The organism is Streptomyces tanashiensis, from assembly GCF_014648895.1.
Taxonomy (GTDB): domain Bacteria; phylum Actinomycetota; class Actinomycetes; order Streptomycetales; family Streptomycetaceae; genus Streptomyces; species Streptomyces tanashiensis.
Window position 1 is genome coordinate 79,022 of sequence record NZ_BMRZ01000019.1, and the last position, 26,634, is coordinate 105,655.

Genomic DNA, 26,634 nt, shown 5'->3' on the forward strand with positions numbered 1-26,634 from the left:
CCGCCCGGCCTACGATGATCCGATGACCGACCTCCACCCCTTCATCGCGGGGCTCCCCAAGGCCGAGCTGCACGTCCACCACGTCGGCTCCGCCTCGCCACGGATCGTCGCCGAGCTCGCGGCCCGGCACCCCGACTCCAAGGTCCCCACGGACCCGGAGGCACTCACCGACTACTTCACGTTCACGGACTTCGCGCACTTCATCGACGTCTACCTGTCGGTCGTCGACCTGGTCCGCACCCCCGAGGACGTCCGGCTGCTGACCTTCGAGGTCGCCCGGGACATGGCCCGGCAGAACATCCGCTACGCCGAGCTGACCATCACCCCGTACTCCTCCACCCGCCGCGGCATCGACGAGCGCGCCTTCATGGCGGCGATCGAGGACGCCCGCAAGGCCGCCGAGGCCGAGTTCGGCACGATCCTGCGCTGGTGCTTCGACATCCCCGGCGAGGCCGGCCTCGTCTCCGCCGAGGAGACCGCGCGCCTCGCCACCACCGACGGGCTGCGCCCGGAGGGCCTGGTCTCCTTCGGCCTCGGCGGCCCGGAGGTCGGTGTGCCGCGCCCTCAGTTCAAGCCGTACTTCGACCTGGCCCGGGCGGCCGGTCTGCACTCCGTCCCGCACGCGGGCGAGACGACCGGCCCGGAGACCGTCTGGGACGCGATCCGCGACCTGGGCGCCGAGCGCATCGGCCACGGCACCAGCTCCGTCCAGGACCCGGCGCTCCTCGCCCACCTCGCCGAGCACCGCATCGCCCTGGAGGTCTGCCCGACCTCCAACATCGCGACCCGGGCCGTCGCCACCCTGGAGGAGCACCCGATCCGGCAGATGGTCGACGCCGGGGTCCTCGTCACGGTCAACAGCGACGACCCGCCGATGTTCGGCACGGACCTCAACAACGAGTACGCCGTCGCCGCCCGTCTCCTCGGCCTCGACGAGCGCGGTGTGGCCGCCCTCGCCAAGAACGCGGTGGAGGCCTCCTTCCTCGCCCCGGCGGGCAAGGCCCTGATCGCCGCCGAGATCGACACGTACACGAACGACTGGCTGGCGCGCTGACCGCGACGAGAATGGGGCCATGCGCCCTGTCACTGCCGTAGGCCACCGCGGCGACCCGTACCGCGTCCGCGAGAACACCCTCCCCTCGATCGCCTCGGCGATCGAGCAGGGAGCGGACGCGGTCGAGATCGACGTCCGGCTGACGAAGGACGGGGTGCCCGTCCTCCTCCACGACGACACCCTGAAGCGCCTGTGGGGCCACGACCGACCCCTCTCCGGCCTCTCGCACGAGCTGCTGCGCGAGCTCACCGGCGACGGGGTGCCGACCCTCCGGGACGCGCTGCTCACCGCCGGGGACCACCGGCTGATGCTGGACCTGCCGGGCGGGAACGAGGACTCGGTCCGCGCGATCGTCCGTACGGTCCGCGAGTGCGGGGCCGGGGAGCGCGTCTACTACTGCGCGGGCGCCGTCGCCATGCTCCAGGTGCGGGCCGCCGACCCGGCCGCCGAGATCGCCCTCACGTGGACCTCGCTCGCCCCGCCCCGCCGGGTGCTGCTCGACGCCGTACGGCCCCGATGGCTCAACTACCGTTTCGGCCTGGTGAGTCGGGAGCTGACCGAGCGGGTCCACCGGGACGGGCTCCTCGTCTCCGCCTGGACGGCGGACACCCGGCGCACCATGCGTAAGCTGATCGGGAACGGGGTCGACTCGGTCACCACGAACCGGGTCGACGCACTCGCCGCCGTGCTCCGAAGGACTTGACGATGAACGACCGGATCCGCACCGACATCGCCCACAACGCCCGGGTGTGGAACTACTGGCTCGGCGGCAAGGACAACTATCCGGTGGACCGCGCGGTCGGCGACCAGGTCACCGGCTTCTACCCGAGCATCGGCGAAGTGGCGCGCGCGGACCGGGCGTTCCTCGGGCGGGCGGTGACCCATCTGGCCGCCGAGGCGGGCGTCCGGCAGTTCCTGGACATCGGTACGGGCCTGCCGACCGCCGACAACACCCACGAGGTGGCGCAGCGGGTCGCCCCCGACGCCCGGATCGTCTACGTCGACAACGACCCGATCGTCCTCACGCACGCCCGCGCGCTCCTGACGAGCGCGCCGGAGGGCGTCACCGAGTACGTCGACGCCGACGCCCACGACCCCGAGCGGATCGTGGCGGCGGCCGTGGGGACGCTCGATCTCTCCCGTCCGGTCGCGGTGATGATGCTCGGCATCCTCAACTTCGTCCTGGACACCGGCAGGGCCCGGTCGATCGTGCGGACCCTGATGGCCGCGATGCCGTCCGGAAGCCACCTGGTGCTGACCCATCCGACGCTTGAGCCGGAGCTCGGCGGCGAGGGCAACAAGGCCGCGATGGCCTTCTGGAACGAGAACGCAACCCCGCCGATCACCGCCCGCACCCGGGAGGAGTTCACCTCCTTCCTGGACGGCCTCGACCTCCTGGAGCCGGGCATCGTCTCCTGCTCCCGCTGGCGCTCCGAGGAGGGTCCCGTGGTGGCGCAGTTCGGCGCGGTGGGCCGCAAGCCGTAATGCGCATACGGGGGATGCGGGAGCTGCGCTCCTGGGGGGCCGCCCATCCGTGGGCGGTGGACATCGGGCTCGCCCTGGTCGTGCAGGCGGCGATGACGATGCCGTTCGTGGTGCCGCGCGGGCCCGAGCTCGAACCGGCGACCTGGCCGGCGTACGGGCTGACGACGCTCACCGTGGTGCCGCTGGTGTGGCGGCGGCGTGCGCCGATGGCGGTGCTGCTCGCGATCCTGGCGACGAGCGCGCTGTACAAGCTGGCCGTCGAGGGGCCGGGGCAGCCGCTGCCGTACACGGGTCTGGTGAGCGTCTACACGATCGCGGTGCTCGCGCCCTCGTGGCAGCGGATCGTGACGGCGGGGCTCATGGTGGTCGCGGTGCCGGCCTCGGTGTGGCTCAACACCCAGTCGGTGCGCGAACTCACCTTCTCCCTCTTCGTGTTCGGCGCGGCCTATGCGTTCGGGCGGCTGACCGAGGCCCGGCAGCGGGCGCAGACCGTGGAGGCGGAGCGGGCGGCGGCGCGCGAACGGGCCAGGATCGCCCGGGAGATGCACGACGTCCTCTCCCACGCGGTGAGCCTGATGATCGTGCAGGCGGAGGCCGGTCCCCTGGCCGTGCGGGCGGCGCCGGAGCGGGCGGAGGCGGCGTTCGAGGCGATCTCGGCGGCGGGCCGCGACGCCATGACCCAACTGCGCGGGATGCTGGGCGTGCTGCGGGAGGGGGAGGAGGCGCCGAGGGCGCCGCAGCCGGGGATCGGGGATCTCCCCGCGCTCCTGGAAGGGGTGCGGGCCGGCGGTCTGACCGTCGGGTACGCGACGGAGGGCGGGGTGCGGGCGCTGCCCGCGGCGGCCGGCGCGAGCGTCTACCGGATCGTCCAGGAGGCCCTGACGAACGTGGTGAAGCACGCGCGGGCCCGGGCCGTCGACGTCCGGCTCGTCCACGCCGACGGTGTCCTGCGGGTCACGGTGACCGACGACGGACGCGGCCCGCAGGGCGGTCCGGGCGGGCACGGTCTGGTGGGCATCCGGGAGCGGGCCGGCGCGCACGGCGGGACGGCGGAGACGGGCCCGGGCCCGGACGGCCGGGGCTTCGAGGTGCGGGTCCTGCTCCCCGTGGCGGAGACGGCGGGGACGAGGAAGGTGGGGGCATGACGATCCGTGTGCTGGTCGCGGACGACCAGGAGCTGGTGCGCAGCGGCTTCGCGATGATCCTGGACGCGCAGCCGGACATCGAGGTGGTGGCGGAGGCCGGGGACGGGGCGGAGGCCGTCGAGGCGGTGCGCCGGCTCGCGCCGGACGTGGCGCTGCTCGACATCCGGATGCCCCGGACGGACGGCATCGAGGCGTGCCGGGCGATCAGCGCGGAGTCCGGCTGCCGGACGGTGATGCTGACGACCTTCGACACCGACGCGTACGTGTACGAGGCGCTGCACGCGGGCGCGAGCGGTTTCCTCCTCAAGGACGTGCGGCGGGACGACCTGGTGCACGCGGTACGGGTGGTGGCGGCGGGCGACTCGCTGCTCGCGCCGTCCGTGGCGCGGCGGCTCGTGGAGCAGTACACGGCGGGCGGGCCGCGCAGGACCGATCCCCGGCTCGACGTCCTCACGGGACGGGAACGCGAGACGCTGCTGCTGCTCGCCCGGGGCCTGTCGAACGCGGAGATCGCGGCGGAGCTGGTGGTCAGCGACCACACGGTGAAGACGCACGTGGGGAACGTGCTGGCCAAGCTGGGGCTGCGGGACCGCATCCAGGCGGTCATCTGCGCGTACGAGACGGGCCTGGTCGCGGCGGGCTCTCCCCCGCCCGGGGGAGGAGCCGGCCCCGGTCTCTCCCCCGCGCCGGGGAGGAAGTGACCGGCCGAAGACCGCCGGTGCGGGCGATCCGTGGATCGCCACAGGTCAGCAGGATGGAGCCATCGAGAACAACGGCTCACACCACCGGAGTTGACCATGAGGAAGTCCACCCGCACCCTGCTCGCCGCCGCCCTGGTCCTGGGCGTCGCGGCCGGCCCTGCGCTCACCCCGGCCTTCGCGGCGGAGCCCCCGCAGGCCGTGTCGCAGAGCTCTCAGGAGCGGAGCCCTGACCTGAGCGCGGTCATCGCCGGGCTCCCGCGCGCCGACGCGACGGCCGCGCTGGTCCGGGTCGGCGGCGCCGAGGGTTCCTGGCAGGGCAGTGCGGGCGTCCACGACCTGGAGACGAACGCCCCGGCGGACCCGGCCGCCCGCTTCCGGGCCGGTTCGGTGACGAAGGTGTTCACGGCGGCGACCGTCCTCCAGCTGGCCGCCGAGGGCCGGATCGACCTGGACCGGCCGGCCCGCGCGTACCTGCCGGACCTGATCCCGGGCCGCTACGCCCGGGTGACCGTGCGTCAGCTCCTCAACCACACCCACGGCATCCCGGCCGCCGACCTCCCCGGCGAGACCGTGGAGGAGTGGTACGAGAACCGCTTCGTCGTCCACACCCCCGAGGAGCTGGTCCGTTCGGCGACGGCGCAGCCGCGCGAGTTCCGGCCGGGCACGAAGCAGCACTACCTGAACATCGGGTACACGATCGCCGGCCTGATCGTCGAGCGTGTCACGGGAGACTCGTACGAGCACCAGGTGGAGCGTCGGATCCTGCGCCCGCTGGGGCTGCGGGACACCTGTTTCCCGGGCGCGGACCCGGAGATCGCCGGCCCGTACAACCACGGGTACCAGACGATGCGGCTGGACGACGGCACGACGGGGCTGCGCGACGTCTCGGTGTGGGGGACGACGGACGGCTGGGCGGCCGGGGATCTCGTGTCGACCACCGCCGACCTGGAGCGCTTCACCCGGGTCCTGTTCAAGGGCGGTGTGGTGCGCGGTCCGCTCCTGGAGGAGATGTTCACGATCCCGAAGGTCCCGGACTTCACGTCCGGCGACCCGGCCGCGTACTCCGCCGGTCTGTCGATGAAGCGGCTGGGCGGGCGCGAGGTCTGGGGCAAGACGGGTGGCCGCTGGGGCTACAACGCGGCCATCGCCTCGACCCGCGACGGCGCCCGCACCCTCGTCTACAGCGTCAACTCCACCGACGCCAAGGGCCAGCAGATGAACAAGACGGCCCTCGGCCTGATGGTGGCGGCCTACGGCCTGCCGGACTGAACGGGGCGCAGGGCCTCCAGGCGCTTGATCAGCCGGCGCACGTGGAACAGCGGCAGGATGCCGATGACGCCGAAGGACATGTCGATGACCGACCACCAGAAGGGGATGCCCCGGAGGGGCCCGCAGATCAGGGCGAGGGGGATGATGCCGACGCAGGCGATCATGCCGAACTCGATGACCCAGATGTTGCGGACGGGGTCGCGGTAGGGCCCGTAGAAGGCGACCGCGATGACGAGGTGGGCGAAGGCCAGCCAGTCGGTGCCGTAGAGCAGGTACGGAGCCTGCTCGTCGGCGGACCGGACCCCCTCCTCGACACGGCCGATCCACTCGGCGAGCCCGGGCAGGAGTTCGGCGACGGGCGCCGCCCAGCCGTCCAGGGCGGCGTCGAGGAGCCGGAGTTCGGTGACGAGCGGGAAGGCGGTGGCCCCGCTCAGGACCAGGCAGACGACGAAGGCGATCAGCCACACACGGATGCGCTGGAGAAGGGCTCTCGGCCCGTTCGTGTCGCTCATGGGACCAACGTACACCCCTCTTGAACGTGTTCAGAAACGAGGGGTGGTCAGTTTTGATCGCGTTCAGAAACGGGCGGCGAGCCTGCGTCCCACCGCGTGCGAGACCACCGTCGCCCCGGCCGCCACCGCGAGCCCCGTCACCACTCCCCCGAGCCGGACCGGCCGCAGCACCCCGGCCCTCCGCAGCCGGCCGCGGGCCCACAGGGAGAAGGGGACGACGACGAGCGGCGAGGTGACCGAGCCGGGGGTCACGTCCCGGACGGCGGCGGCCTGCGCGAGGTGGACGAGCCCGTGCAGACCGAAGCCGGCCAGCGCGCCCTGATAGAAGGAGGACCGGCCGCCGGAACGCGCTCCCGCCGCGGCCGCCGCGCCGACGATCACCGCCATCACCCCGACGGCCGCGGCGAATTCACGCTCGTCGACGCCTTCGGCCGCCCGCCACACGGCCTCCGGGACCCCGGGGAACCGCTCGCGCAGCCCCGGCAGGTTCTCCCGGAGCCAGCGCGGCCCGAAGGCCAGCTCCTCCGCGTCGTGCACGGCCCAGGCGAGGAACAGCCCATAGGTGGCGAGGGGGTTCACGTTCGATGTGGTCACATCCCGCTCAACTCACAGGCCGACGATCGCGTTCCACCTCTTCGCGAAGGCCTGGCGCTCCTCGGCCGTGATGTCCCGGGCGATGGCGAGCCGGCTCCGCATGTCGGCGTCGGGGAAGATCAGCGGGTCCTCGGCGAGCGCCACGAGCTCCTCGTCGCCGGAGTCCGCCAGGACGTTCTGCGCGGCGGGGACCGGACAGACGTAGTTGACCCAGGCGGCGAGGTCGGCGGCGACCTCGGGCTCGTAGTAGTAGTCGACGAGCTTCTCGGCGTTGGACTTGTGCCGGGCGAGATTCGGGATCATGAGGGACTCGGCCCACAGCTCGGCGCCCTCCTCGGGGACGACGAACTCGATGTCCGGGTTGTCGGCCTGGAGCTGGATGACGTCGCCGGAGTACGCCTGGCAGGCGAGGACGTCGCCGGTGGACAGGTCCTTGATGTAGTCGTTCCCGGTGAAGCGCCGGATGTGCCGGGTCCGGACGAGCCCCTCGATCTGCTCGCACACGGCCTGGAAGTCGTCCCCGGTCCACCGGGTCACGTCGACGCCGTTGCCCAGCATGAGCAGGGCGAAGGACTCGTCGAGGCCGGAGAGCAGGGTGACCTTGCCGCGCAGGTCGTCGGCCCACAGCTCCTTGATGGAGCGCAGCTCCCGGCCGAGCTTCCTGCGGTTGTACGCGATGCCGGTGATCCCGGACTGCCAGGGCACGCTGTGCAGCCGCCCGGGGTCGAAGGCGGGCGACCTCAGCTGCGGGTTGAGGTTCTTCGCGACGTTCGGCTGGGCGGCGCGGTCCATCTCCTGGACCCAGCCGAGGCGGACGAAGCGGGCGGCCATCCAGTCGCTGACGACGATCAGGTCGCGCCCGGTCTCCTGGTGGTTCATGAGCGACGGGCTGATCTTGCCGAAGAACTCGTCGTTGTCGTTGATCTCCTCGGTGTACCGGACGGAGATCCCGGTCCGCTTCCGGAACGCGTCGAGGGTGGGCCGCCTCGACGTGTCGTCGTCATCGGTGTCGATGTACAGCGGCCAGTTGGCGAAGTCGAGCGTGCGGTCGCGCGCCGAGAGGTCACGGCCCGCCCGGTCGCCCTCGTCGACGTAGGCGGCGGGAACCCCGCACCCGGCGAGCAGGGCGGCGGCCCCCACACCGCCCGCGCCGCGCAGCAGGGACCGGCGGGACATGTACTTCCTGGCTGTCGCTCTCACCCGAGCAGCATCGCCGCCCGCCGCCGACCGGGGCAATGGACGGTCCGTCGAGCGACGGCGCGCGGCCCCGACACCCTGTCGATCAAGGTGCCGGGGCCGCGCGGGGGTCCGGAGGGGATCAGCCCAGGGAGGTCATGACGTGCTTGATGCGCGTGTAGTCCTCGAAGCCGTAGGCGGAGAGGTCCTTGCCGTAGCCGGACTTCTTGTAGCCGCCGTGGGGCATCTCGGCGACGAGCGGGATGTGGGTGTTGATCCACACGCAGCCGAAGTCGAGGGCCTTGGACATGCGCATCGCGCGCGCGTGGTCCTTGGTCCAGACGGAGGAGGCGAGGGCGTACTCGACGCCGTTCGCGAACTCCAGGGCCTGGGCCTCGTCCGTGAAGGACTGGACGGTGATGACCGGGCCGAAGACCTCGTTCTGGACGATCTCGTCGTCCTGCTTGAGGCCCGAGACGACGGTCGGGGCGTAGAAGTAGCCCTTGTCGCCGACGCGGTGGCCGCCGGCCTCGACCTTGGCATGGGCCGGGAGGCGCTCGATGAAGCCGGTGACCTGCTTCAGCTGGTTGGCGTTGTTCAGCGGGCCGTACAGCACGTCCTCGTCGTCCGGCTGACCGGTCTTCGTCTCGGCGGCGGCCTTGGCGAGGGCGGCGACGAACTCGTCGTGGATGGACTCGTGCACGAGGACACGGGTCGCGGCCGTACAGTCCTGGCCGGCGTTGAAGAAGCCCGCGACCGAGATGTCGCCGACGGCCGACTCGATGTCGGTGTCCTCGAAGACGACGACCGGGGCCTTGCCGCCCAGCTCCAGGTGGACGCGCTTGACGTCCTTGGCCGCCGACTCGGCGACCTGCATGCCGGCGCGGACCGAGCCGGTGATGGAGGCCATCGCCGGGGTCGGGTGCTCGACCATGGCCTTGCCCGTCTCGCGGTCGCCGCAGACGACGTTGAAGACGCCCTTGGGCACGATCTGACCGATGATCTCGGCCATCAGGACGGTCGACGCGGGGGTCGTGTCCGAGGGCTTGAGGACGACGGTGTTGCCCGCGGCGAGGGCCGGGGCGAACTTCCACACGGCCATCATCATCGGGTAGTTCCACGGCGCGACCTGCGCGCAGACGCCGACCGGCTCGCGGCGGACGATGGAGGTCATGCCCTCCATGTACTCGCCGGCCGAGCGGCCCTCGAGCAGCCGGGCGGCACCCGCGAAGAAGCGGATCTGGTCCACCATCGGCGGAATCTCCTCGCTCGCGGTGAGAGCGACCGGCTTGCCGGTGTTCTCGACCTCGGCGGCGATGAGCTCCTCGGCGCGCTCCTCGAAGGCGTCGGCGATCTTGAGGAGCACCTTCTGGCGCTCGGACGGCGTGCTGTCACGCCAGGCGGGGAAGGCCGCGGCGGCAGCCTCCATGGCGGCGTCGACGTCGGCCTGCCCGGAAAGCGGGGAGGTGGCGAAGACCTCGCCGGTGGCCGGGTTGACCACCTCGATGGTGCGGCCGTCGGCCGCGTCGCGGAACTCCCCGTTGATGTAGTTACGCAGCCGGCGCAGCTCGGTGGTCACTTGCCACCCCTCCTGTCACGTTCTGTCTTCGCACATCTTTGTGCGGTGTCCCGATGGGCGAGACACCTCAGCCTAATCGCTCGACTGACGCTTTCAACAGCCCCGACCCCCCGCAACTTCGGATTCAGTGAGATCTGGAGCGCTTCACAACGAATTTCATCGCTCCGGGCTTGCATGACTGCCCATCTCGGTGCACAGTGAAGCCGTGGCCAGTCGAAGCACAGACTCCAGAACCGGAACCGGTTCGTCCCCGACGATCGACGCCGTCTCCCTGGCGATCATCGAACAGCTCCAGGAGGACGGTCGCCGCCCCTACGCGGCGATCGGAAAGGCCGTGGGCCTCTCCGAAGCCGCCGTGAGGCAGCGCGTCCAGAAGCTGCTCGACCAGGGCGTCATGCAGATCGTCGCCGTCACCGACCCTCTCACCGTGGGCTTCCGGCGGCAGGCGATGGTCGGCATCAACGTCGAGGGTGACCTGGATCCGGTTGCGGAAGCCCTGACAGGCATGGCCGAATGCGAGTACGTGGTGATGACCGCGGGCTCCTTCGACCTGATGGTGGAGATCGTCTGCGAGGACGACGACCACCTGCTGGATGTGATCAACAAGCGCATCCGCACACTGCCCGGCGTCCGCTCGACCGAGAGCTTCGTCTACCTCAAGCTCAAGAAGCAGACCTACATGTGGGGAACTCGATAATCGTGACCCAGGACCTCTCCAAGACCGCGTACGACCACCTGTGGATGCACTTCACCCGCATGTCGTCCTACGAGAACTCGCCCGTTCCCACCATCGTGCGTGGCGAGGGCACCTACATCTTCGACGACAAGGGCAAGCGCTACCTCGACGGTCTCGCGGGGCTCTTCGTGGTCAACGTCGGACACGGCCGCAAGGAACTGGCCGAGGTCGCGTACAAGCAGGCCCAGGAGCTCGCGTTCTTCCCCGTGTGGTCGTACGCGCACCCCAAGGCCGTCGAGCTCGCCGAGCGTCTCGCGGACTACGCGCCGGGCGACCTGAACAAGGTCTTCTTCACCACCGGTGGCGGCGAGGCCGTCGAGACCGCCTGGAAGCTCGCCAAGCAGTACTTCAAGCTGCAGGGCAAGCACACCAAGTACAAGGTCATCTCGCGTGCGGTCGCCTACCACGGCACCCCGCAGGGCGCCCTGTCCATCACCGGCCTGCCGGCCCTGAAGGCCCCCTTCGAGCCGCTGGTCCCCGGCGCGCACAAGGTGCCGAACACCAACATCTACCGCGCCCCGATCCACGGCGACGACCCCGAGGCCTTCGGCCGCTGGGCCGCCGACCAGATCGAGCAGCAGATCCTCTTCGAGGGCCCCGACACCGTCGCGGCCGTCTTCCTGGAGCCCGTGCAGAACGCCGGTGGCTGCTTCCCGCCGCCGCCCGGCTACTTCCAGCGCGTCCGCGAGATCTGCGACCAGTACGACGTGCTGCTCGTCTCGGACGAGACGATCTGCGCCTTCGGCCGCCTCGGCACGATGTTCGCCTGTGACAAGTTCGGCTACGTGCCGGACATGATCACCTGCGCCAAGGGCATGACCTCGGGCTACTCCCCGATCGGTGCCTGCATCGTCTCGGACCGCATCGCGGAGCCGTTCTACAAGGGCGACAACACCTTCCTGCACGGCTACACCTTCGGTGGCCACCCGGTGTCGTCGGCGGTCGCGATCGCCAACCTCGACATCTTCGACAAGGAAGGCCTGAACCAGCACGTCCTCGACCAGGAGGGCAACTTCTTCAACACCCTGAAGAAGCTGCACGACCTCCCGATCGTCGGCGACGTCCGCGGCAACGGCTTCTTCTACGGCATCGAGCTCGTCAAGGACAAGGTCACCAAGGAGTCCTTCACGGACGAGGAGACCGAGCGCGTCCTGTACGGCTTCCTCTCCAAGGCCCTGTTCGAGAACGGCCTGTACTGCCGTGCCGACGACCGTGGCGACCCGGTCATCCAGCTGGCCCCGCCGCTGATCGCCGACCAGGGCACCTTCGACGAGATCGAGGGAATCCTGCGCTCGGTGCTCACCGAGGCGTGGACCAAGCTGTAAGCACGAGGCTGTAAGGACCGAACCACGGCGGTCCCCCCAGCATCACGCCGCCCTCACGGCGTGACCCCCGGCCCGGGTATGCCGCCATCCGAGTGGATGGTGACTGCCCGGGCCGTGTGCTGTCCGTACAAGCGGATCTGAATCCTTACGGTGCCCAGTGACCGACAGGCCCGTCCTTCGTTCCCCCGGACGGGGGAACGTAAGAATCGGATCCGACATCGAGGTGTACGCGATGGCCCCACCGGACAACGACGTGCTCTGGGCGCGTTCCCTGCACTGCGCCCTGGGCGGTTCGGACGCGCTCAGCGGCGTCTCCCTCGGCGTCCGCGAAGGCGAGATCCTCGCCCTCGTCGGCCCGCGCGGCAGCGGCAAGACCACCCTCATGCGCTGCCTCTCCGGCCAGCTCGTCGCCCAGCAGGGCGAGGTCTGGTTCAACAGCAGCCCCGTCCACACCCTGAGCCCCGCCCAGCGCGAGCGGCTCCGCCGCGACCGCTTCGGCTGGATCGACCCCGAGCCCGGCCTCGTCCCCGAACTCACCGGCTGGGAGAACACCGCCCTGCCGCTGCTGCTCCGCGGCGACTCCCACCGGGCGGCGAAGACGGCCGCCCTGGAATGGCTGGAGCGGCTCGACATCGGCGACAGCGCCCGCAAGCGGCCGCACGCCCTCACCCACTCCGTGCGCCAGCGGATCGCGATCGCCCGCGCCCTGGTCACCACCCCGTCGGTCCTCTTCGCCGACGAACCCGTCGCCACCCTCCACCGCGCCGACGGCGCACAGGTCCTGCGCACGCTCACCGCAGCGGCCCGCTCGCACGGCATCACCGTGCTCCTCGCCACCCACGACAGTGAGGTCGCGGCGCTCGCCGACCGCACCGTCGCCCTCCTCGACGGACGCAGGGTCGCCGCCGTACCCCCGGCGTCAGGGGCGGAGGGCGTCGCCGCGTGCTCGCTCTCCGTCTAGCCCGCGGGACCCACCCCCTCGTCCTCACGCGCCGGCTCCTCGTCGCCGCCGCGGCCGCGGGGGTGGGCTTCCTGCTGCTCTGCACCCTCGGATACGCCGTCGGACACCCGGAGCGGTCCTCGACCTCGGCGCTGCGGCTGCTCTGGTGCGTCCTGCCGCTCGCCGCCACCGTCCAGTTCGCCGTCGCGGTGGCCCGCACCGACCCCAGCACCCGGCCGCGCCCCGGGCTCTCGGCCGTCGGCCTCGGCCCCGCCCGCCTCACCGCGATCGCCGCCGCCTCGACGGCCGTCGCCTGCACGCTCGGCTCCGTCGTCGCGCTCCTGTTCTACCTGCACCTGCGCGGCGACATCACCGGTCTGCCCTTCGACGGCGCGGCCGCCGAGCTCCTCGCCGCCGACCAGCCGATCCCGCTCGCGGCCGCCCTCACCCTGCTCGCCGTCCTGCCGGTCGTCGCCGCCACGGCGGCCGGCCTGGCGCTGCGCCCCCGCACCGCACCGGTCCCGCCGGAGGGCGCCGAGACGACGATGCCGTCCGGGCTGCCCTGGGGTGTCGCCCTCGTCGCCATCGGCCTCGCGATCGAGACGTACGCGGGCCGCGGCGGCGCCGGGAGCGGCCTCCCGCTGCCGGGCCGCTTCGACGGCAACCCGGCGGGCGTCCTCGCCGGCTGGGTCCTCACCGCCGCGGGCCTCGCCCTGGCGGGCCCGGGCCTCGCCCACGGCTGCGGCCGGCTCCTCCAGGCGGTCCGGCCGGGCGCCACCCGGCTCCTCGCGGGCCGCGTCCTGATGGACGAGGCCCGCCGTATCGGCCGCCCGCTCGGCGTGGTGAGCGCCGTGCTCTCCGGCACCTTCGCCGCGGCCTCGGTGTACGACGCGGGCACGGGCTCCGACGCCTTCGGCCCCCTCACCGGCCTCGGCGCCGCCCTGATCCTGGCCTGCACCACCGCCACCCTCCTGACGGCCGCGCTGGAATCCAGGCAGGGCCGCGCCCACACCACGGAGGCCCTCCTCCGCATCGGCGCACCGCCCACCGTCCTGCGCACGGCGGCGCTGCTGCGCGCCGGCGCGCTGCTCGCCGTCTTCCTCCCGCTGACCTGGGCGGTCGCGGAACTGGCGGCCCTGCCGCTGACCGGCTGAGCGGCCCCGCCCAGCGCCCGCCCGGCTCGGCCACCCGCACGAGGGGCCGCCCACCACGGCGGCCCCTATCGTGGGCCCATGGCGACGCTTCCCCCGGCACACCGCCCGCCCGGACCGCGCGGGCACGGACGCGAGATCCACACGCTCGCCGAGTTCGACGCCGCCGCAGCCCGCCCCGGCTCACTGACAGGACACCGGATCCAGTCGATCGACCTCACCGGCCGGACCTTCACCCTGCTCACCGCGGTCACCGCCGACGCCGTCTTCCTCGGCTGCCGGATGGAGCCGGAGGCCGCCGCCAAGGTCCGCGCCGACGGGGCACTCGTCTTCCCGCCCGTCCCCGAGCTGCCCTTCGACCCCTACCGGGCGCGGCTCTACACCCCCGAGGAGCTCTACGAGGGGATCACCGACGCCGGGTACGGGGGAACGCCGGACGCGCGCGCGTACGCGTGGTTCGGCCGGACCAGGGCCGACGGCGACATCCTCTCCTCGATGCTCCGCTCCCTCCACGACGACGCCGTCTCCGACGCCCTCGACGAACTCCTCGACGGAGCCCGGGTCGTCGGCGTCATGGGCGGGCACGCGATGGGCCGGGGCACGGAGGCGTACGCGGGCGCGGCCCGGCTCGGCAGGTCCCTGGCCCGCGCCGGGATGACCGTGGCGACCGGCGGCGGACCGGGCGCGATGGAAGCGGCGAACCTCGGCGCGTACCTCGCGCCCTTCGAGGACGCGGCCCTCACCTCCGCGCTCGACCTCCTCGCTCGGGCCCCGTCCTTCACCCCGTCGGTGACCGACTGGGCACGCGCCGCCTTCGCGGTACGGGACCTGTGGCCGCACGGCGGCGACTCGGTCGGCATCCCCACCTGGTTCTACGGCCACGAGCCGCCGAACCCCTTCGCCGACCACATCGCCAAGTACTTCGCCAACGCCACCAGGGAGGACGGCCTGCTCGCCCGCTCGACGGCGGGCATCGTCTTCCTCCCGGGAGCGGCGGGCACGGTGCAGGAGGTCTTCGACAACGCGACCCCGAACTACTACGGGTCCCGGGGCGACGCGACCCCGATGGTCCTGGTGAACCGCGCCCACTGGACGGAACACCTCCCGGCCTGGCCCCTCCTGGAGGCCCTGGCCGCCGGCCGCCCGATGGCGGCCCGCATCACCCTCGTGGACTCGATCGACGAGGCTCCGGAGGCCCTGGAGCGGCTGGCGAAGGCCTGACGGGGCGGGCGGGCCGGCGGGGGCTCACGAAGTGCTGCCGAGAGGCCGGCGGGGGCCTGCCCCCTGAGCCGTATCCCCGCCTCCGCCGCACGGCGGAGCGGGAGGCGACCACAGGCCGACGCCCCCGGGGGGCGCTTCCCGCGAGGCTCGGACCATGACGCCGAAGACACGTCCGGCCGAACGGCCGTCCTGGGCCGACTGGCCCTCCTGGGCGGGGCGCGCCGCCCTCCTCTGGTCGCTTCTGTACGCCACGGGCGCGGGGCTCGCCGCCCTCACCGGGCCCGCGTTCGGCTACGCGCTCCTCGGCAAGGGAACGGGCACGGCCGCCGAGGCAGCCGCGGCGGTGCTGTACGGGACCACCGCCGTCCTCGCGTACGCGCTGCTCCGCCGCCCGGACACGAGGTGGCTGTCCACCGCTGCCTGGGCGGTCGTCGCGCTCTGTCTGACCTCGGGCTTCCCGGCCCTCCTCAGCCCCACCCACCTGCTGTTCTTCCTGTCCCGCAACCAGGACCCGGTCGACTGGGCGGCCCTGGTCAACCAGTCCCTCGCCGTCCTCGGCGCGGTGCTGTGGGGGCGCGCGGCCCTCGCCCACCGCCGCCGGGCGCTCGGCACGTGCCTGTACTGCGGCGGGCGTGGCCGCACCGCCACGGGCACGGAGAGCGCGCCCGCCACCCGCGCCGGTCTCGTCGCCGTCGCCGCCCTCGTCCCGTACACCGTCCTGAAGACGATGTGGGCGCTGGGCGTCACCCCCGGCTACACGGGCACCGGCCGCCCCGGTGCCGACCCCGAGTACACCAGCGACCTGGGCATCTGGCTGTACGACCACGGGGTCGACGTCACCGCCGTCCTCGCCCTCATCGGCATGGCCCTCGCGCTCGCGCTGACCCGGCCGTGGGGCCGGCGGCTGCCCCGGCTGCCGCTGCTCGCGCTCGGCTGGGCCGGGGCGGGCGCGCTCGCCCCGTTCGGGGCCTTCCTCGCCGCGCTGGGCGTGCTCGCCTGGACCGGTGTCATCGACGTCGGCATGGCGGACCACGCCCCCTGGGTGGTCGCCGTCGCCTACGGCGGCTTCTCCCTCTACGGGCTCGCCCTCGCCCGGGCCGCCCACCGGTTCCAGCGGGCGACCCGTACGGCCTGCGGACGATGCCGGCCGGTCACTTCCGCCAGTAGAGGTGGTGCGTCACCGTCCCGCCCGGGCTGGGCACGACATCGCGGTGGAACCGGTCGAGCAGCTCGTCGGGCGAGTCCCAGAGCTTGACCCCGGCGCCGAGCTTCACCGGCGAGACCGCGACGTGCAGGGTGTCCACGAGGTCGGCGTCGAGGAACTCCCGGATCGTGGTCGCCCCGCCGCCGAGCCGGACGTCCTTGCCGTCCGCCGCCTCCCGCGCGGTCGCCAGGGCCGTGGCCGGGTCGGCGTCGATGAAGTGGAACGTGGTGTCGGAGAGCGTGAACGACGGACGCGGATGGTGGGTCAGGACGAACACCGGCGTGTGGAACGGCGGCTCGTCGCCCCACCAGCCGCGCCACTCCTCGTCCTGCCAGGGCCCACGCTGGGGCCCGAACTTGTTGCGGCCCATGATCTCGGCGCCGATGTTCCGGGCGAAGTCCCGCGTGAAGTAGTCGTCGAGGCCCCGGCTGCCCCCGGGGTCGGTGCGGTTGGGCCAGCTCGCCGTGGCCCCGGCCCAGGAGAACAGCTCCCCCGGATCCGCGTGGCCGAACGGCCGCTCCAGGCTCTGGCCCTCCCCCGTACCGAAACCGTCGGACGAGACCATGAAGTTCTGCACTCTGAGCAACTGGCCCATCGCTGTGCCTCCTGTGTGGTGGGCGGAGAGACGCCGAACACCTAAGGAGACTCCCCCGACCGGGAAAACTCATCGCACCCGCTACGGGGTGTCGTCCCCCAGCACCACCACGTCCTCCGCACGGAACTCCACTCCGACCCGCGCGCCCTCCTCCGGCGCCTCGCGGAGCGGCAGCTCGGCCTCCAGGGCGGGCCCTTCGGCCGGGCGGAGCCGTACGACGGCATGGCTGCCGCGGAAGGTCCGGGACTCCACCGTCCAGACCGGCCCCTCCGCCACCAGCCGCACCCCGCCCGGGCGGACGAGGAGCCGCCGCTCCCCCTCCGGCGAGCCGTCCGGGACCGGGACCTTCCCCCACACGGTCTGCGCGACGCCGCCGGTCACCCGTGCCGCCACCACGTTGTCGAAGCCGAGGAACCGCGCCACGAACTCCGACGCGGGCCGCCGCCACACGTCGACGGGCGTCCCGGACTGGGCGATCCGCCCGTCCCGCATGACCACGAGCCGGTCGGCGAGCGCGAAGGCCTCGCCCTGGTCGTGGGTGACCGCGAGGACCGTCGTCCCGAGCCGCCCGAAGAGCTGCCGCAACTCCACCACGAGCCGCTCCCGCAGCCCCCGGTCCAGCTGGCCGAGCGGTTCGTCGAGCATCAGGAGGCGGGGCCGGGGCGCCAGGGCGCGGGCCAGCGCCACCCGCTGCTGCTCGCCGCCGGAGAGCGCGGCGACGGACCGCCGCTCGGCCCCCGGGAGGCCGACGAGGTCGAGCAGCTCCCGCACCCGCTCCGCCTGCTCGGCCTTCCCGGCACCCCGCATCCGCAGCCCGAAGGCGACGTTGCCGCCGACGTCCCGCTGCGGGAACAGCTGGTGGTCCTGGAACATCAGGCCGACGCCCCGCCGGTGCACCGGCACCCCGGCCTGGTCGGCGCCGCCGAGCAGCACCCGGCCCCCGTCGAGCGCCTGGAGCCCGGCGACGGCCCGCAGCATCGTGGACTTGCCGCTGCCGCTCGGGCCGAGCACGCACACGATCTCGTGCTCGGCGACGTCCAGGCGCACGGCGTCGAGCACGGCCCGCTCCCCGAACCGTACGGTCGCGTCCTCGATCGAAAGCATCAGAACTCCCCGGAGGTCCGGTCGGTGCGCAGTCGTTCGAGCAGCAGCAGGGACACCGCGCACACCACCATCAGAATCGTCGAGAGGGCCATCGCCTGGCCGTAGTTGAGCTCGCCGGGCCGGCCGAGCAGCCGGGCCACCGCCACCGGAAGCGTCGGGCTGTCGGGCCGGGCGATGAACACGGTCGCCCCGAACTCGCCGAGCGACACCGCGAACGCGAACCCGGCCGCGATGAGCAGCGCCCGCCGCACCAGCGGCAGGTCCACCTCGCGCCAGGCCCGCCACGGCGAGGCGCCGAGCACGGCCGCCGCCTCCCGCAGCCGCTCGTCCACCGCGCGGAGGACCGGCAGCATCGTCCGCACGACGAAGGGGACGCCGACCAGGGCCTGCGCGAGCGGTACGAGGATCCAGCTGGCCCGCAGGTCGAACGGCGGCTCGTCGAGCGTGATGAGGAACCCGAAGCCGACGGTGACGGCCGACACCCCGAGCGGCAGCATGAGGAGCGCGTCGAAGCCCCGGACGAGCCGCCCGGCCCGCCTGGTCAGCGCGGCCGCGGCGAGCCCGCCGATGACGAGGGCGATCAGGGTGGCGACGACGGCGTACCGCAGCGAGTTCCCGATCGTGTCGAGCAGGGGCACGAGGAAGGTGCCGGAGGGGTCGGGGGTCTGCAGGGCCCGGTAGTAGTCGAGCCCGTACCCGTGGGAGGTGGCGAAGGACCGCTCGACGAGCACCCCGAGCGGCAGCACGATCAGCAGGGCGACGGAGAGCAGCACGCCCGCGAAGAGCGCCCACTGGCCGATGCCCCGGGGCCGGCGGGCCGCCTCCTCGGGTGCCACCATCCTCAGCGCGGTCTCCCGGCGGCGGACCGTCCGGGCGTGCACGGCGAGGACGACGCCGACGGCGACGAACTGCACCATCGTGAGGACGGCCGCCGTCGTCAGGTCGAAGCGGACGACGGTCTGCCGGTAGATCTCCGTCTCCAGGGTGGAGTACGTGGATCCACCCAGGATCTGGACGACGGCGAAGGAGCTCGCCGTGAACAGGAAGACCATCAGCGCCGCCGCGGCGACCGACGGGGCGAGCGCCGGCAGGGTCACGGTCCGCCACGCCTTCCAGCGGGACGCGCCGAGGACCCGGGCCGCCTCCTCCTGGCGTGGGTCGAGCTGCGCCCACAGGCCCCCGACGGTCCGTACGACGACGGCGTAGTTGAAGAACACATGGGCGATCAGGATCGCCCAGACCGTGGTGTCGAGCCGTACGCCCCACAGCTCGTCGAGGAGCCCGCCGCGACCGACGAGCGCCAGGAAGGCCGTACCGACCATGACGGTCGGCATCACGAAGGGCACGGTGACGACCGCGCGCAGCAGCCCCTTCCCGCGGAAGTCGAAACGCGCGAAGACGTACGCGCCGGGCAGCGCGATCAGCAGGGTCAGCCCGGTGGAGGCGAGCGCCTGCCAGAGCGTGAACCACAGGACGTCGAGGATCTCCGGCCGGCTCAGCGTCTCGCCGAACCGGCCGAACTGCCACACCCCGTCGACCCGCAGCCCGCGCTCCACGATCGAGGCGACGGGCCAGGCGAAGAAGAGCGCGAAGAAGGCGACGGGCACGGCCATCAGGCCGAGCCGCGCCGCGCTTCCCCGGCGGTCGGGGACTACTTCAGAACGAGCGACGACCACTGCTGGATCCACGGGTCACGCTTCTCGGCGATCTTCTCGGGCGCCATGGTCTCCGGCTTGTCGATCACCACGCCGTGCTTCGTGAACAGCTCGGGCAGGGCCGCGTCCTTCGCCACCGGGTTGACGAACATCTGGAGCGGCATGTCCTCCTGGAACTTCTTGGAGATCAGGAAGTCGATCAGCGCCTTGCCGCCCTCGGGGTTCTTCGCCCCGTTCAGCAGACCCGCGAACTCGGTCTGCCGGAAGCAGGTGCCGGTGGAGACGCCGGTGGGCGCCACCTTCGGCTGCGGCTCGCCGTAGAGCACCTCGACCGGCGGGCTGGAGGCGTACGACACGACCAGCGGGCGGTCGCCCTTGGCCTGCTTGCCGCCGGCCGAGCCGGAGAACTCCTGGTTGTAGGCGAGCTCCCAGCTGTCGACGGTCTTCACGCCGTTGGCCTTGAGCTTCTTCCAGTAGTCCTGCCAGCCCTCGTCGCCGTACTTCGCGGCGGTGCCGAGGAGGAAGCCGAGGCCCGGGGAGGACCGCTCCGGGTTCTCGACGACGAGGAGGTCCTTGTACGCCGGCTTCGCCAGGTCGTCGAAGGTCACCGGCGGCGCCAGCTTCCTGTCGGCGAAGTACTTCTTGTCGTAGTTGACGCAGATGTCGCCGGAGTCGATCGGGGTGACCCGGTGCTCCTTGTCGAGCTGGTACGCGGCCGGGACCCGGTCCAGGCCCTTCGCCTCGTACGGGACGAAGATCCCGTTGTCGAGGGCGCGGGACAGCAGCGTGTTGTCGACGCCGAAGAAGACGTCGCCCTGCGGGGAGCCCTTGGTCAGGATCTCCTTGTTGACGGCCTCACCGGCGTCGCCGCTCTTCAGGACCTTGACGGTGAAACCGGTCTGCCGGGTGAAGTCCGCCAGCACCTCCTTGGAGGCGTTGAACGAGTCGTGGCTCACCAGCGTCACGGTCTTCGGCGCGGGCTCTCCGGTCTTGCCGGCCGCGCCCCGGACGTCGTCGGTGCCGCACGCGGCGAGGCTGGTGACGCCGAGCGCCGCGACGAGCGCGGCGGCAGCAGCCTTCTTGATGCTCACTGGAATTTCCTCCTGGGTATGACCAGGAAGAGACGCGGCCCCGCCCACCCGAAGGTGGGCAGGGCGCAACAGCTTGAGTTACGACCGAACTTCCTACCCAGAATGACCTGGGCGAGGTTCAGAGGGTCTGCGGTCCTACGGTGACCGCACTCTCAGCGCTGTGGCGCTCCCCTGTCGGAATATGGAGATGTGTTCGAGCTCAGACTACAAGGTCAGCGCTCCGCGGCCGCGAGCTGTCCACAGGCACCGTCGATCTCCTGGCCCCGGGTGTCCCGCACGGTCACCGGCACGCCGTGGCGGGCGATCGCCTCGACGAAGGCCTTCTCGTCCTCGGGGCGGGACGCCGTCCACTTCGAACCGGGCGTCGGGTTCAGCGGGATCAGGTTGACGTGCACCCGCTTGCCCTTGAGCAGCCGGCCGAGCAGGTCACCCCGCCAGGCCTGGTCGTTGATGTCCCGGATGAGGGCGTACTCGATGGAGATCCGGCGCCCGGACTTCTCCGCGTACTCCCAGGCCGCGTCGAGGACCTCCCGCACCTTCCAGCGCGTGTTGACGGGTACCAGGGTGTCGCGGAGCTCGTCGTCCGGAGCGTGCAGCGAGACCGCGAGCCGGCACTTGAAGCCCTCGTCGGCGAAGCGCAGCATCGCGGGCACGAGACCGACGGTGGAGACGGTGATGCCGCGCTGCGAGAGCCCGAGGCCGTCCGGCTCGGGGTCGGTCAGCCGCCGGATGGCGCCGACGACCCGCTTGTAGTTGGCGAGGGGCTCGCCCATGCCCATGAACACGATGTTGGACAGCCGCGCCGGCCCGCCGGGCACCTCGCCGTCGCGCAGGGAGCGCATCCCGTCCACGATCTGGTGCACGATCTCGGCGGTCGACAGGTTCCGGTCGAGGCCCGCCTGCCCGGTCGCGCAGAACGGGCAGTTCATCCCGCATCCGGCCTGCGAGGAGATGCACATGGTCACCCGGTCCGGGTAGCGCATGAGCACCGACTCCACGAGCGTGCCGTCGTGCAGCCGCCACAGGGTCTTGCGGGTGGTGTCGTCGTCGCACGAGATGTGCCGCACCACGGACATCAGATCGGGCAGCAGCTCCCCGGCCAGCTTCTCCCGCGAGGCGGCCGGGATGTCGGTCCACTCGGCGGGGTCGTGCGCGTACCGCGCGAAGTAGTGCGTGGACAGCTGCTTGGCGCGGAACGGCTTCTCGCCGATCGCGGCGACGGCCTCCTTCCGCTCGGCGGGCGAGAGGTCGGCCAGGTGCCGCGGCGGCTTCTTGGCTCCGCGGGGGGCGACGAAAGTGAGTTCTCCGGGCACTGGACGGGCCACGATCGGGTGTCTCCTCAGACGGCACGAGGTCCGGCATCCCGCATCGGCGGGAAGGGCGGCATCACGATGCCGGAGCCAGGAGACCTCACTGGACCGTCCCCGCAGCGGCGAGGACGACGGAAGGGCCCGCGGCGCACGCGCCACGAGCCCTTCCAGAGTACCCGCTGTCCGTCAAGCCGTTCCGACGAACAAGGCCAGCAGCAGCCACACCACCGGTGCCGTCGGCAGCAGGGAGTCCAGGCGGTCCATGATGCCGCCGTGGCCCGGCAGCAGCGTGCCCATGTCCTTGATGCCCAGGTCACGCTTGATCATCGACTCGCCGAGGTCGCCGAGCGTCGCGCTCGCCGCCACCGCAAGGCCGAGGATCAGCCCCTGCCACCAGGCACCCTCGTCGATCATGAACTCCATGCACAGCGCGCCCGCCGCCATCGCGAACGTCACCGCGCCGACCAGACCCTCCCGGGTCTTGCCGGGACTGATCCGCGGAGCCAGCTTGTGCTTCCCGAAGCGCCAGCCGACCGCGTACGCCCCCGTGTCGCTGACCACGGTCAGGATCAGGAAGGTCAGCACCCGCTCCGGGCCGTCGTCCGCGGTCAGCAGCAGCGCCACGAAGGTCGCCAGGAACGGCACGTAGAACGCCGCGAAGACGCCCGCCGTGACGTCCTTCAGGTAGCCCTCGGGAGGCTCCGTCATCCGCCAGACGAGCACCGCGAGCGCCGTCAGGGCCATCGCCACCCAGGCACCCTCGGCACCCCGGACGTAGCCGGCGACGACCATCGCCGCACCGCCGACCGCGAGCGGCACCAGCGGAGCCTTGATCCCCTTGCGCTCCTGGAGGCGGGAGGTCAGCTCCCACAGCCCGACCACCACGGCGACCGCTATCACCCCGATGAACGCCGGCGCCCAGATGTACAGCGAGGCGATGATGACGGCCCCGAGGCCGACCCCGACCCCTATGGCCGCGCCCAGATTGCGCCCCGCGCTCTTCTTCTGCCGTGGCGCCGTCGGCGCGGGCGGCGGAGGCGGGGTGGGGCTGGACATGGGCTCCTGCGGGTGCTCGTGCGGCGTCTCGTCACGGAACAGGGGACCGCTCGGGTGAGCGGCCCCCCGACCGTGACCGTCCTGGAATCCGCCGGCGGGAACGTCGGGCACGATGGGCATGGGCCGAGTCTGCGCCGCCTGATGCCGATCGTATGCGGGACCCGCCGGGGCGGGCCCCTGGTCGGGTCCCCCACGGCCGGAACCGGCCGGGGCCCCCCAGGAAGAGTCGTTCATCAGACCTCGAGCAGCTCGGCTTCCTTGTGCTTGAGCAGCTCGTCCACCTGCGCGACGTACTTCGCGGTGGTGTCGTCGAGCTCCTTCTCGGCGCGGCGGCCCTCGTCCTCGCCGACCTCGCCGTCCTTGACGAGCTTGTCGATGGTCTCCTTGGCCTTGCGGCGCACCGAGCGGATCGAGATCTTCGAGTCCTCGGCCTTGCCCTTGGCGACCTTGATGTACTCCCGGCGGCGCTCCTCGGTCAGCTCGGGGAACACCACCCGGATGATGTTGCCGTCGTTGCTCGGGTTGACCCCGAGGTCCGAGTCCCGGATCGCCTGCTCGATGTTGCGCAGGGCGCTCTTGTCGAACGGCGTCACCACGGCCATGCGCGGCTCCGGGACGGAGAAGGACGCCAGCTGGTTGATGGGGGTGATGGCACCGTAGTAGTCGGCCACGATCTTGTTGAACATCGCCGGGTGCGCACGGCCGGTGCGGATCGCGGCGAAGTCCTCCTTGGCGACCACGACGGCCTTCTCCATCTTCTCCTCGGCCTCGAGGAGGGTCTCTTCGATCACCACATGCTCCTGCGTGTCGTCGCGTTGTGTCCTGCACGGTGTACGACCGGCAGGGCTCTGTCCATCCCCTTGCGGGGCGGTTCCCCGGTTCGGGTCAGGCCCGGGTGCCCTGGTCGCTCACGAGCGTGCCGATCTTCTCACCCTTCACCGCGCGAGCGATATTGCCCTCGGTGAGCAGTTCGAAGACGAGGATCGGGAGGTTGTTGTCCCGGCACAGGGTGATGGCGGTGGCGTCGGCGACCTTGAGGTCGCGGGAGATCACCTCGCCGTACTCGAGGGCGTCGAACTTGACCGCGTCGGGGTTGGCCTTCGGGTCGGAGTCGTAGACGCCGTCCACGCCGTTCTTGCCCATGAGCAGGGCCTCGGCGTCGATCTCCAGGGCCCGCTGGGCGGCGGTGGTGTCCGTGGAGAAGTACGGCATGCCCATGCCCGCACCGAAGATGACCACGCGGCCCTTCTCCAGGTGGCGCACGGCGCGCAGCGGGATGTACGGCTCGGCGACCTGCCCCATGGTGATGGCGGTCTGGACGCGGGAGTCGATGCCCTCCTTCTCCAGGAAGTCCTGGAGCGCGAGGCAGTTCATCACGGTGCCGAGCATGCCCATGTAGTCGGAGCGGGCCCGGTCCATGCCGCGCTGCTGGAGCTCGGCGCCGCGGAAGAAGTTGCCGCCGCCGATCACGATCGCGATCTCCGCGCCGTCGCGGACGACGGCCGCGATCTCACGCGCGATGGCGTGCACGACGTCGGGGTCGACGCCCAGGCCGGTACCGCCGGAGAAAGCTTCTCCGGACAGCTTCAGCATGTAGCGGCCGGCCTTCTTGCCGTTGTTGTCGTCGCCCTGTACGGCGCCCTGGTTCATGGAGATCTCCTCGTGCACATACGAAGGAGGCCATTGCCTTGGGTCCTCGCGGTATCCCGTACGGCAATGGCCTCCTCGTCAGATCTGCGGTCGTCCTGCGCGTGCGCGGACGACTGCCTCAGACCCTACCGGGGTCCGGCGTCCGTCGCGTTCGCGTACGGACTCAGATGCCGACCTTGATGCGGGTGAAGCGCTTCAGGGTGACACCGGCCTCGTCCAGGACCTTCTGGACGGACTTCTTGTTGTCAAGGGCGTACGGCTGGCCGAGCAGCGTGGCGTCCTTGAAGAAGCCGTTGACGCGACCCTCGACGATCTTGGCGATCGCGGCCTCGGGCTTGCCCTCGGCGCGGGTGGTCTCCTCGGCGATGCGACGCTCGGACTCGACGACCTCGGCCGGAATGTCTTCCTTGGTGAGGTACTTCGGCGCGAAGGCGGCGATGTGCTGGGCGACACCCTTGGCGACGTCGGCGTCGGCCTTGTCGAACTCGACGAGGACACCGATCTGCGGCGGGAGGTCCGGCATCGTGCGGTGCATGTACGCGTAGACGAAGCCGTCGGCGTACTGCGCGAAGCGGTCCAGGACGATCTTCTCGCCGAGGTTGGCGTTGGCCTCGTCGACGAACGCCTGCACGGTCTTGCCGGCCTCGATCTCGGAGGCGAGCAGCGCGGCCAGGTCGGCCGGGGCGGTGGCGGCGACGTGCTCGGCCAGCTGGGCGGCGACGGCCTGGAACTTGTCACCCTTGGCGACGAAGTCCGTCTCGCACTTCAGCTCGACCAGGACACCGGAGGTGTTGTCGTCGGCGATGAGGGAGACCACGGCGCCGTTCTCGGCAGAGCGGCCCTCGCGCTTGGCGACGCCCTTCTGACCCTTGATACGCAGCGCCTCGACGGCCTTGTCGACGTTGCCGTCGGCCTCGTCCAGGGCCTTCTTGCAGTCCATCATGCCGGCGCCGGTGAGCTCGCGGAGCTTCTTGACGTCAGCGGCGGTGTAGTTCGCCATGAGTCTGTTTCTCTCTCGAAGTCTGAAAGATCGGGCGGGTCCACGGGTGGACGGCGGGGGCTTCGTGGGCCCCCGCCGTCGTCACCCGAAGGTCCTGAAGGGTCAGGCCTGCTCGGCGTCCGTGGCCGGAGCCTCGGCGGCGGCCTCGGCCGGAGCCTCGGCAGCGGCCTCGGCGGCGGGGGCCTCGACAGCCTCGTCGGCCTTCTTCTCGCCCTCGAGCAGGTCGCGCTCCCACTCGGCGAGGGGCTCTCCGGCGGCCTTCTCGCCCGGCTTCGAGTCGCCGGTCGCGGCGCCGGAGCGGGCGATGAGGCCCTCGGCGACGGCGTCGGCGATCACGCGGGTGAGCAGGGTGACGGAGCGGATCGCGTCGTCGTTGCCCGGGATCTTGTAGTCGACCTCGTCGGGGTCGCAGTTGGTGTCGAGGATCGCGACGACCGGGATGTGGAGCTTGCGCGCCTCACCGACGGCGATGTGCTCCTTCTTGGTGTCGACGATCCAGACGGCGCTCGGCACCTTCTGCATCTCGCGGATACCACCGAGGGTCTTCTCCAGCTTGGCCTTCTCGCGGGAGAGGACCAGGAGCTCCTTCTTGGTGAGACCCGAGGCGGCGACGTCCTCGAAGTCGATCTGCTCGAGCTCCTTGAGGCGCTGCAGACGCTTGTAGACGGTGGAGAAGTTGGTGAGCATGCCACCGAGCCAACGCTGGTTGACGTACGGCATGCCGACACGCGTCGCCTGCTCGGCGATGGCCTCCTGGGCCTGCTTCTTCGTACCGACGAACATGATGGAGCCGCCGTGCGCGACGGTCTCCTTGACGAACTCGTAGGCGCGGTCGATGTACGACAGCGACTGGAGCAGGTCGATGATGTAGATGCCGTTGCGCTCGGTGAAGATGAAGCGCTTCATCTTCGGGTTCCAGCGACGGGTCTGGTGACCGAAGTGGACGCCGCTCTCCAGCAGCTCCCGCATCGTGACGACGGCCATGGCCGTATCTCCTTGGGTTTCTCGGTTGTGTTCCTGACGCCCCGGCGCGCCGTGCCACGAAGGACCGAAAGGCGCTGCCACCCGCCGTGAAGGCTGG

26 protein-coding genes are annotated in these 26,634 nt (G+C 71.5%); 12 read left to right on the top strand and 14 right to left on the bottom strand.

Features of this window, described 5'->3' with window-relative positions; translation table 11 throughout:
• Positions 1 to 22 precede the first annotated feature (22 nt).
• The 6 genes from IE237_RS34860 to IE237_RS34885 all read left to right on the top strand — a co-directional run bounded on the left by IE237_RS34860 (position 23) and on the right by IE237_RS34885 (position 5,654).
• Positions 23 to 1,054, top strand: coding sequence for an adenosine deaminase (locus IE237_RS34860; RefSeq protein WP_189806197.1), 1,032 nt, complete (start codon positions 23 to 25; stop codon positions 1,052 to 1,054).
• Positions 1,055 to 1,073: 19 nt separating this feature from the next.
• On the top strand, positions 1,074 to 1,757 hold the full coding sequence (locus tag IE237_RS34865) for a glycerophosphodiester phosphodiesterase (protein ID WP_189806198.1): 684 nt from the start codon (positions 1,074 to 1,076) through the stop codon (positions 1,755 to 1,757).
• Between the two features lie 2 nt (positions 1,758 to 1,759).
• On the top strand, positions 1,760 to 2,539 hold the full coding sequence (locus IE237_RS34870; protein WP_189806199.1) for an SAM-dependent methyltransferase: 780 nt from the start codon (positions 1,760 to 1,762) through the stop codon (positions 2,537 to 2,539).
• A gap of 14 nt (positions 2,540 to 2,553) precedes the next feature.
• A complete protein-coding gene (locus IE237_RS34875) occupies positions 2,554 to 3,684 on the top strand; it encodes a sensor histidine kinase (protein ID WP_229843877.1) in 1,131 nt (376 codons plus the stop codon).
• Positions 3,681 to 4,385, top strand: a complete 705-nt coding sequence (locus tag IE237_RS34880; RefSeq protein ID WP_189806201.1) for a response regulator — start codon at positions 3,681 to 3,683, stop codon at positions 4,383 to 4,385. The genes IE237_RS34875 and IE237_RS34880 overlap by 4 nt, the downstream gene beginning before the upstream one ends.
• Positions 4,386 to 4,481: 96 nt before the next feature.
• Complete coding sequence (locus IE237_RS34885) at positions 4,482 to 5,654, top strand: serine hydrolase domain-containing protein (protein WP_189806202.1); 1,173 nt, start codon at positions 4,482 to 4,484, stop codon at positions 5,652 to 5,654.
• Here the strand turns inward: IE237_RS34885 and IE237_RS34890 are convergent.
• The 4 genes from IE237_RS34890 to IE237_RS34905 form a co-directional block, all read right to left on the bottom strand.
• Positions 5,636 to 6,166 carry a hypothetical protein gene (locus IE237_RS34890; protein WP_189806203.1) on the bottom strand — a complete coding sequence of 177 codons (531 nt, stop codon included), beginning with the start codon at positions 6,164 to 6,166 and terminating at the stop codon, positions 5,636 to 5,638. The two genes, IE237_RS34885 and IE237_RS34890, sit on opposite strands and share 19 nt — an antisense overlap.
• 63 nt (positions 6,167 to 6,229) lie before the next feature.
• Positions 6,230 to 6,760, bottom strand: coding sequence for an HXXEE domain-containing protein (locus tag IE237_RS34895; protein WP_189806204.1), 531 nt, complete (start codon positions 6,758 to 6,760; stop codon positions 6,230 to 6,232).
• Between the two features lie 12 nt (positions 6,761 to 6,772).
• Entirely contained in the window at positions 6,773 to 7,936 is a 1,164-nt protein-coding gene (locus IE237_RS34900) for a polyamine ABC transporter substrate-binding protein (RefSeq protein WP_189806205.1), read from the bottom strand.
• A gap of 142 nt (positions 7,937 to 8,078) precedes the next feature.
• Positions 8,079 to 9,515, bottom strand: a complete 1,437-nt coding sequence (locus IE237_RS34905; RefSeq protein ID WP_189806206.1) for a gamma-aminobutyraldehyde dehydrogenase — start codon at positions 9,513 to 9,515, stop codon at positions 8,079 to 8,081.
• 190 nt (positions 9,516 to 9,705) lie between these two features.
• On the opposite strand from IE237_RS34905, the gene IE237_RS34910 reads away from it, so the two are divergent.
• The 6 genes from IE237_RS34910 to IE237_RS34935 all read left to right on the top strand — a co-directional run bounded on the left by IE237_RS34910 (position 9,706) and on the right by IE237_RS34935 (position 16,143).
• Complete coding sequence (locus tag IE237_RS34910) at positions 9,706 to 10,212, top strand: Lrp/AsnC family transcriptional regulator (RefSeq protein WP_189806207.1); 507 nt, start codon at positions 9,706 to 9,708, stop codon at positions 10,210 to 10,212.
• A complete protein-coding gene (locus IE237_RS34915; protein ID WP_189806208.1) occupies positions 10,197 to 11,576 on the top strand; it encodes an aspartate aminotransferase family protein in 1,380 nt (459 codons plus the stop codon). The genes IE237_RS34910 and IE237_RS34915 overlap by 16 nt, the downstream gene beginning before the upstream one ends.
• 232 nt (positions 11,577 to 11,808) lie before the next feature.
• The gene (locus IE237_RS34920; RefSeq protein ID WP_189806209.1) at positions 11,809 to 12,537 is read left to right on the top strand and encodes an ABC transporter ATP-binding protein; all 729 of its coding nucleotides are present in this window, start codon (positions 11,809 to 11,811) and stop codon (positions 12,535 to 12,537) included.
• Entirely contained in the window at positions 12,519 to 13,670 is a 1,152-nt protein-coding gene (locus IE237_RS34925) for a hypothetical protein (RefSeq protein WP_189806210.1), read from the top strand. The genes IE237_RS34920 and IE237_RS34925 overlap by 19 nt, the downstream gene beginning before the upstream one ends.
• Positions 13,671 to 13,748: 78 nt before the next feature.
• Entirely contained in the window at positions 13,749 to 14,888 is a 1,140-nt protein-coding gene (locus tag IE237_RS34930) for an LOG family protein (RefSeq protein WP_189806211.1), read from the top strand.
• 154 nt (positions 14,889 to 15,042) lie between these two features.
• Complete coding sequence (locus IE237_RS34935) at positions 15,043 to 16,143, top strand: hypothetical protein (RefSeq protein WP_189806212.1); 1,101 nt, start codon at positions 15,043 to 15,045, stop codon at positions 16,141 to 16,143.
• Here IE237_RS34935 and IE237_RS34940 read toward each other — a convergent pair.
• The 10 genes from IE237_RS34940 to rpsB all read right to left on the bottom strand — a co-directional run bounded on the left by IE237_RS34940 (position 16,040) and on the right by rpsB (position 26,537).
• On the bottom strand, positions 16,040 to 16,687 hold the full coding sequence (locus tag IE237_RS34940) for a dihydrofolate reductase family protein (protein ID WP_189806213.1): 648 nt from the start codon (positions 16,685 to 16,687) through the stop codon (positions 16,040 to 16,042). The genes IE237_RS34935 and IE237_RS34940 overlap by 104 nt on opposite strands.
• 81 nt (positions 16,688 to 16,768) lie before the next feature.
• Entirely contained in the window at positions 16,769 to 17,791 is a 1,023-nt protein-coding gene (locus IE237_RS34945; RefSeq protein WP_189806214.1) for an ABC transporter ATP-binding protein, read from the bottom strand.
• Positions 17,791 to 19,404, bottom strand: a complete 1,614-nt coding sequence (locus IE237_RS34950; protein WP_189806266.1) for an ABC transporter permease — start codon at positions 19,402 to 19,404, stop codon at positions 17,791 to 17,793. Before IE237_RS34950 ends, IE237_RS34945 begins: the two co-directional genes overlap by 1 nt.
• A 38-nt stretch (positions 19,405 to 19,442) precedes the next feature.
• Complete coding sequence (locus IE237_RS34955; RefSeq protein ID WP_189806215.1) at positions 19,443 to 20,537, bottom strand: thiamine ABC transporter substrate-binding protein; 1,095 nt, start codon at positions 20,535 to 20,537, stop codon at positions 19,443 to 19,445.
• 212 nt (positions 20,538 to 20,749) lie between these two features.
• The gene (gene rlmN, locus IE237_RS34960; RefSeq protein WP_030690627.1) at positions 20,750 to 21,862 is read right to left on the bottom strand and encodes a dual-specificity RNA methyltransferase RlmN; all 1,113 of its coding nucleotides are present in this window, start codon (positions 21,860 to 21,862) and stop codon (positions 20,750 to 20,752) included.
• 171 nt (positions 21,863 to 22,033) lie between these two features.
• On the bottom strand, positions 22,034 to 23,137 hold the full coding sequence (locus tag IE237_RS34965) for a phosphatidate cytidylyltransferase (RefSeq protein ID WP_189806216.1): 1,104 nt from the start codon (positions 23,135 to 23,137) through the stop codon (positions 22,034 to 22,036).
• Positions 23,137 to 23,694: a ribosome recycling factor gene (gene frr / locus IE237_RS34970; RefSeq protein ID WP_026057589.1), complete on the bottom strand. Its 558-nt coding sequence runs from the start codon at positions 23,692 to 23,694 to the stop codon at positions 23,137 to 23,139. Before frr ends, IE237_RS34965 begins: the two co-directional genes overlap by 1 nt.
• A gap of 94 nt (positions 23,695 to 23,788) precedes the next feature.
• Positions 23,789 to 24,553 (bottom strand): UMP kinase, encoded by a 765-nt coding sequence (pyrH, locus tag IE237_RS34975; RefSeq protein WP_015036487.1) that lies wholly within the window; start codon positions 24,551 to 24,553, stop codon positions 23,789 to 23,791.
• A 163-nt stretch (positions 24,554 to 24,716) separates the two neighbouring features.
• A complete protein-coding gene (gene tsf / locus IE237_RS34980; protein ID WP_189806217.1) occupies positions 24,717 to 25,553 on the bottom strand; it encodes a translation elongation factor Ts in 837 nt (278 codons plus the stop codon).
• Between the two features lie 102 nt (positions 25,554 to 25,655).
• Positions 25,656 to 26,537, bottom strand: coding sequence for a 30S ribosomal protein S2 (gene rpsB, locus IE237_RS34985; RefSeq protein WP_189806218.1), 882 nt, complete (start codon positions 26,535 to 26,537; stop codon positions 25,656 to 25,658).
• Between the last annotated feature and the right edge of the window lie 97 nt (positions 26,538 to 26,634).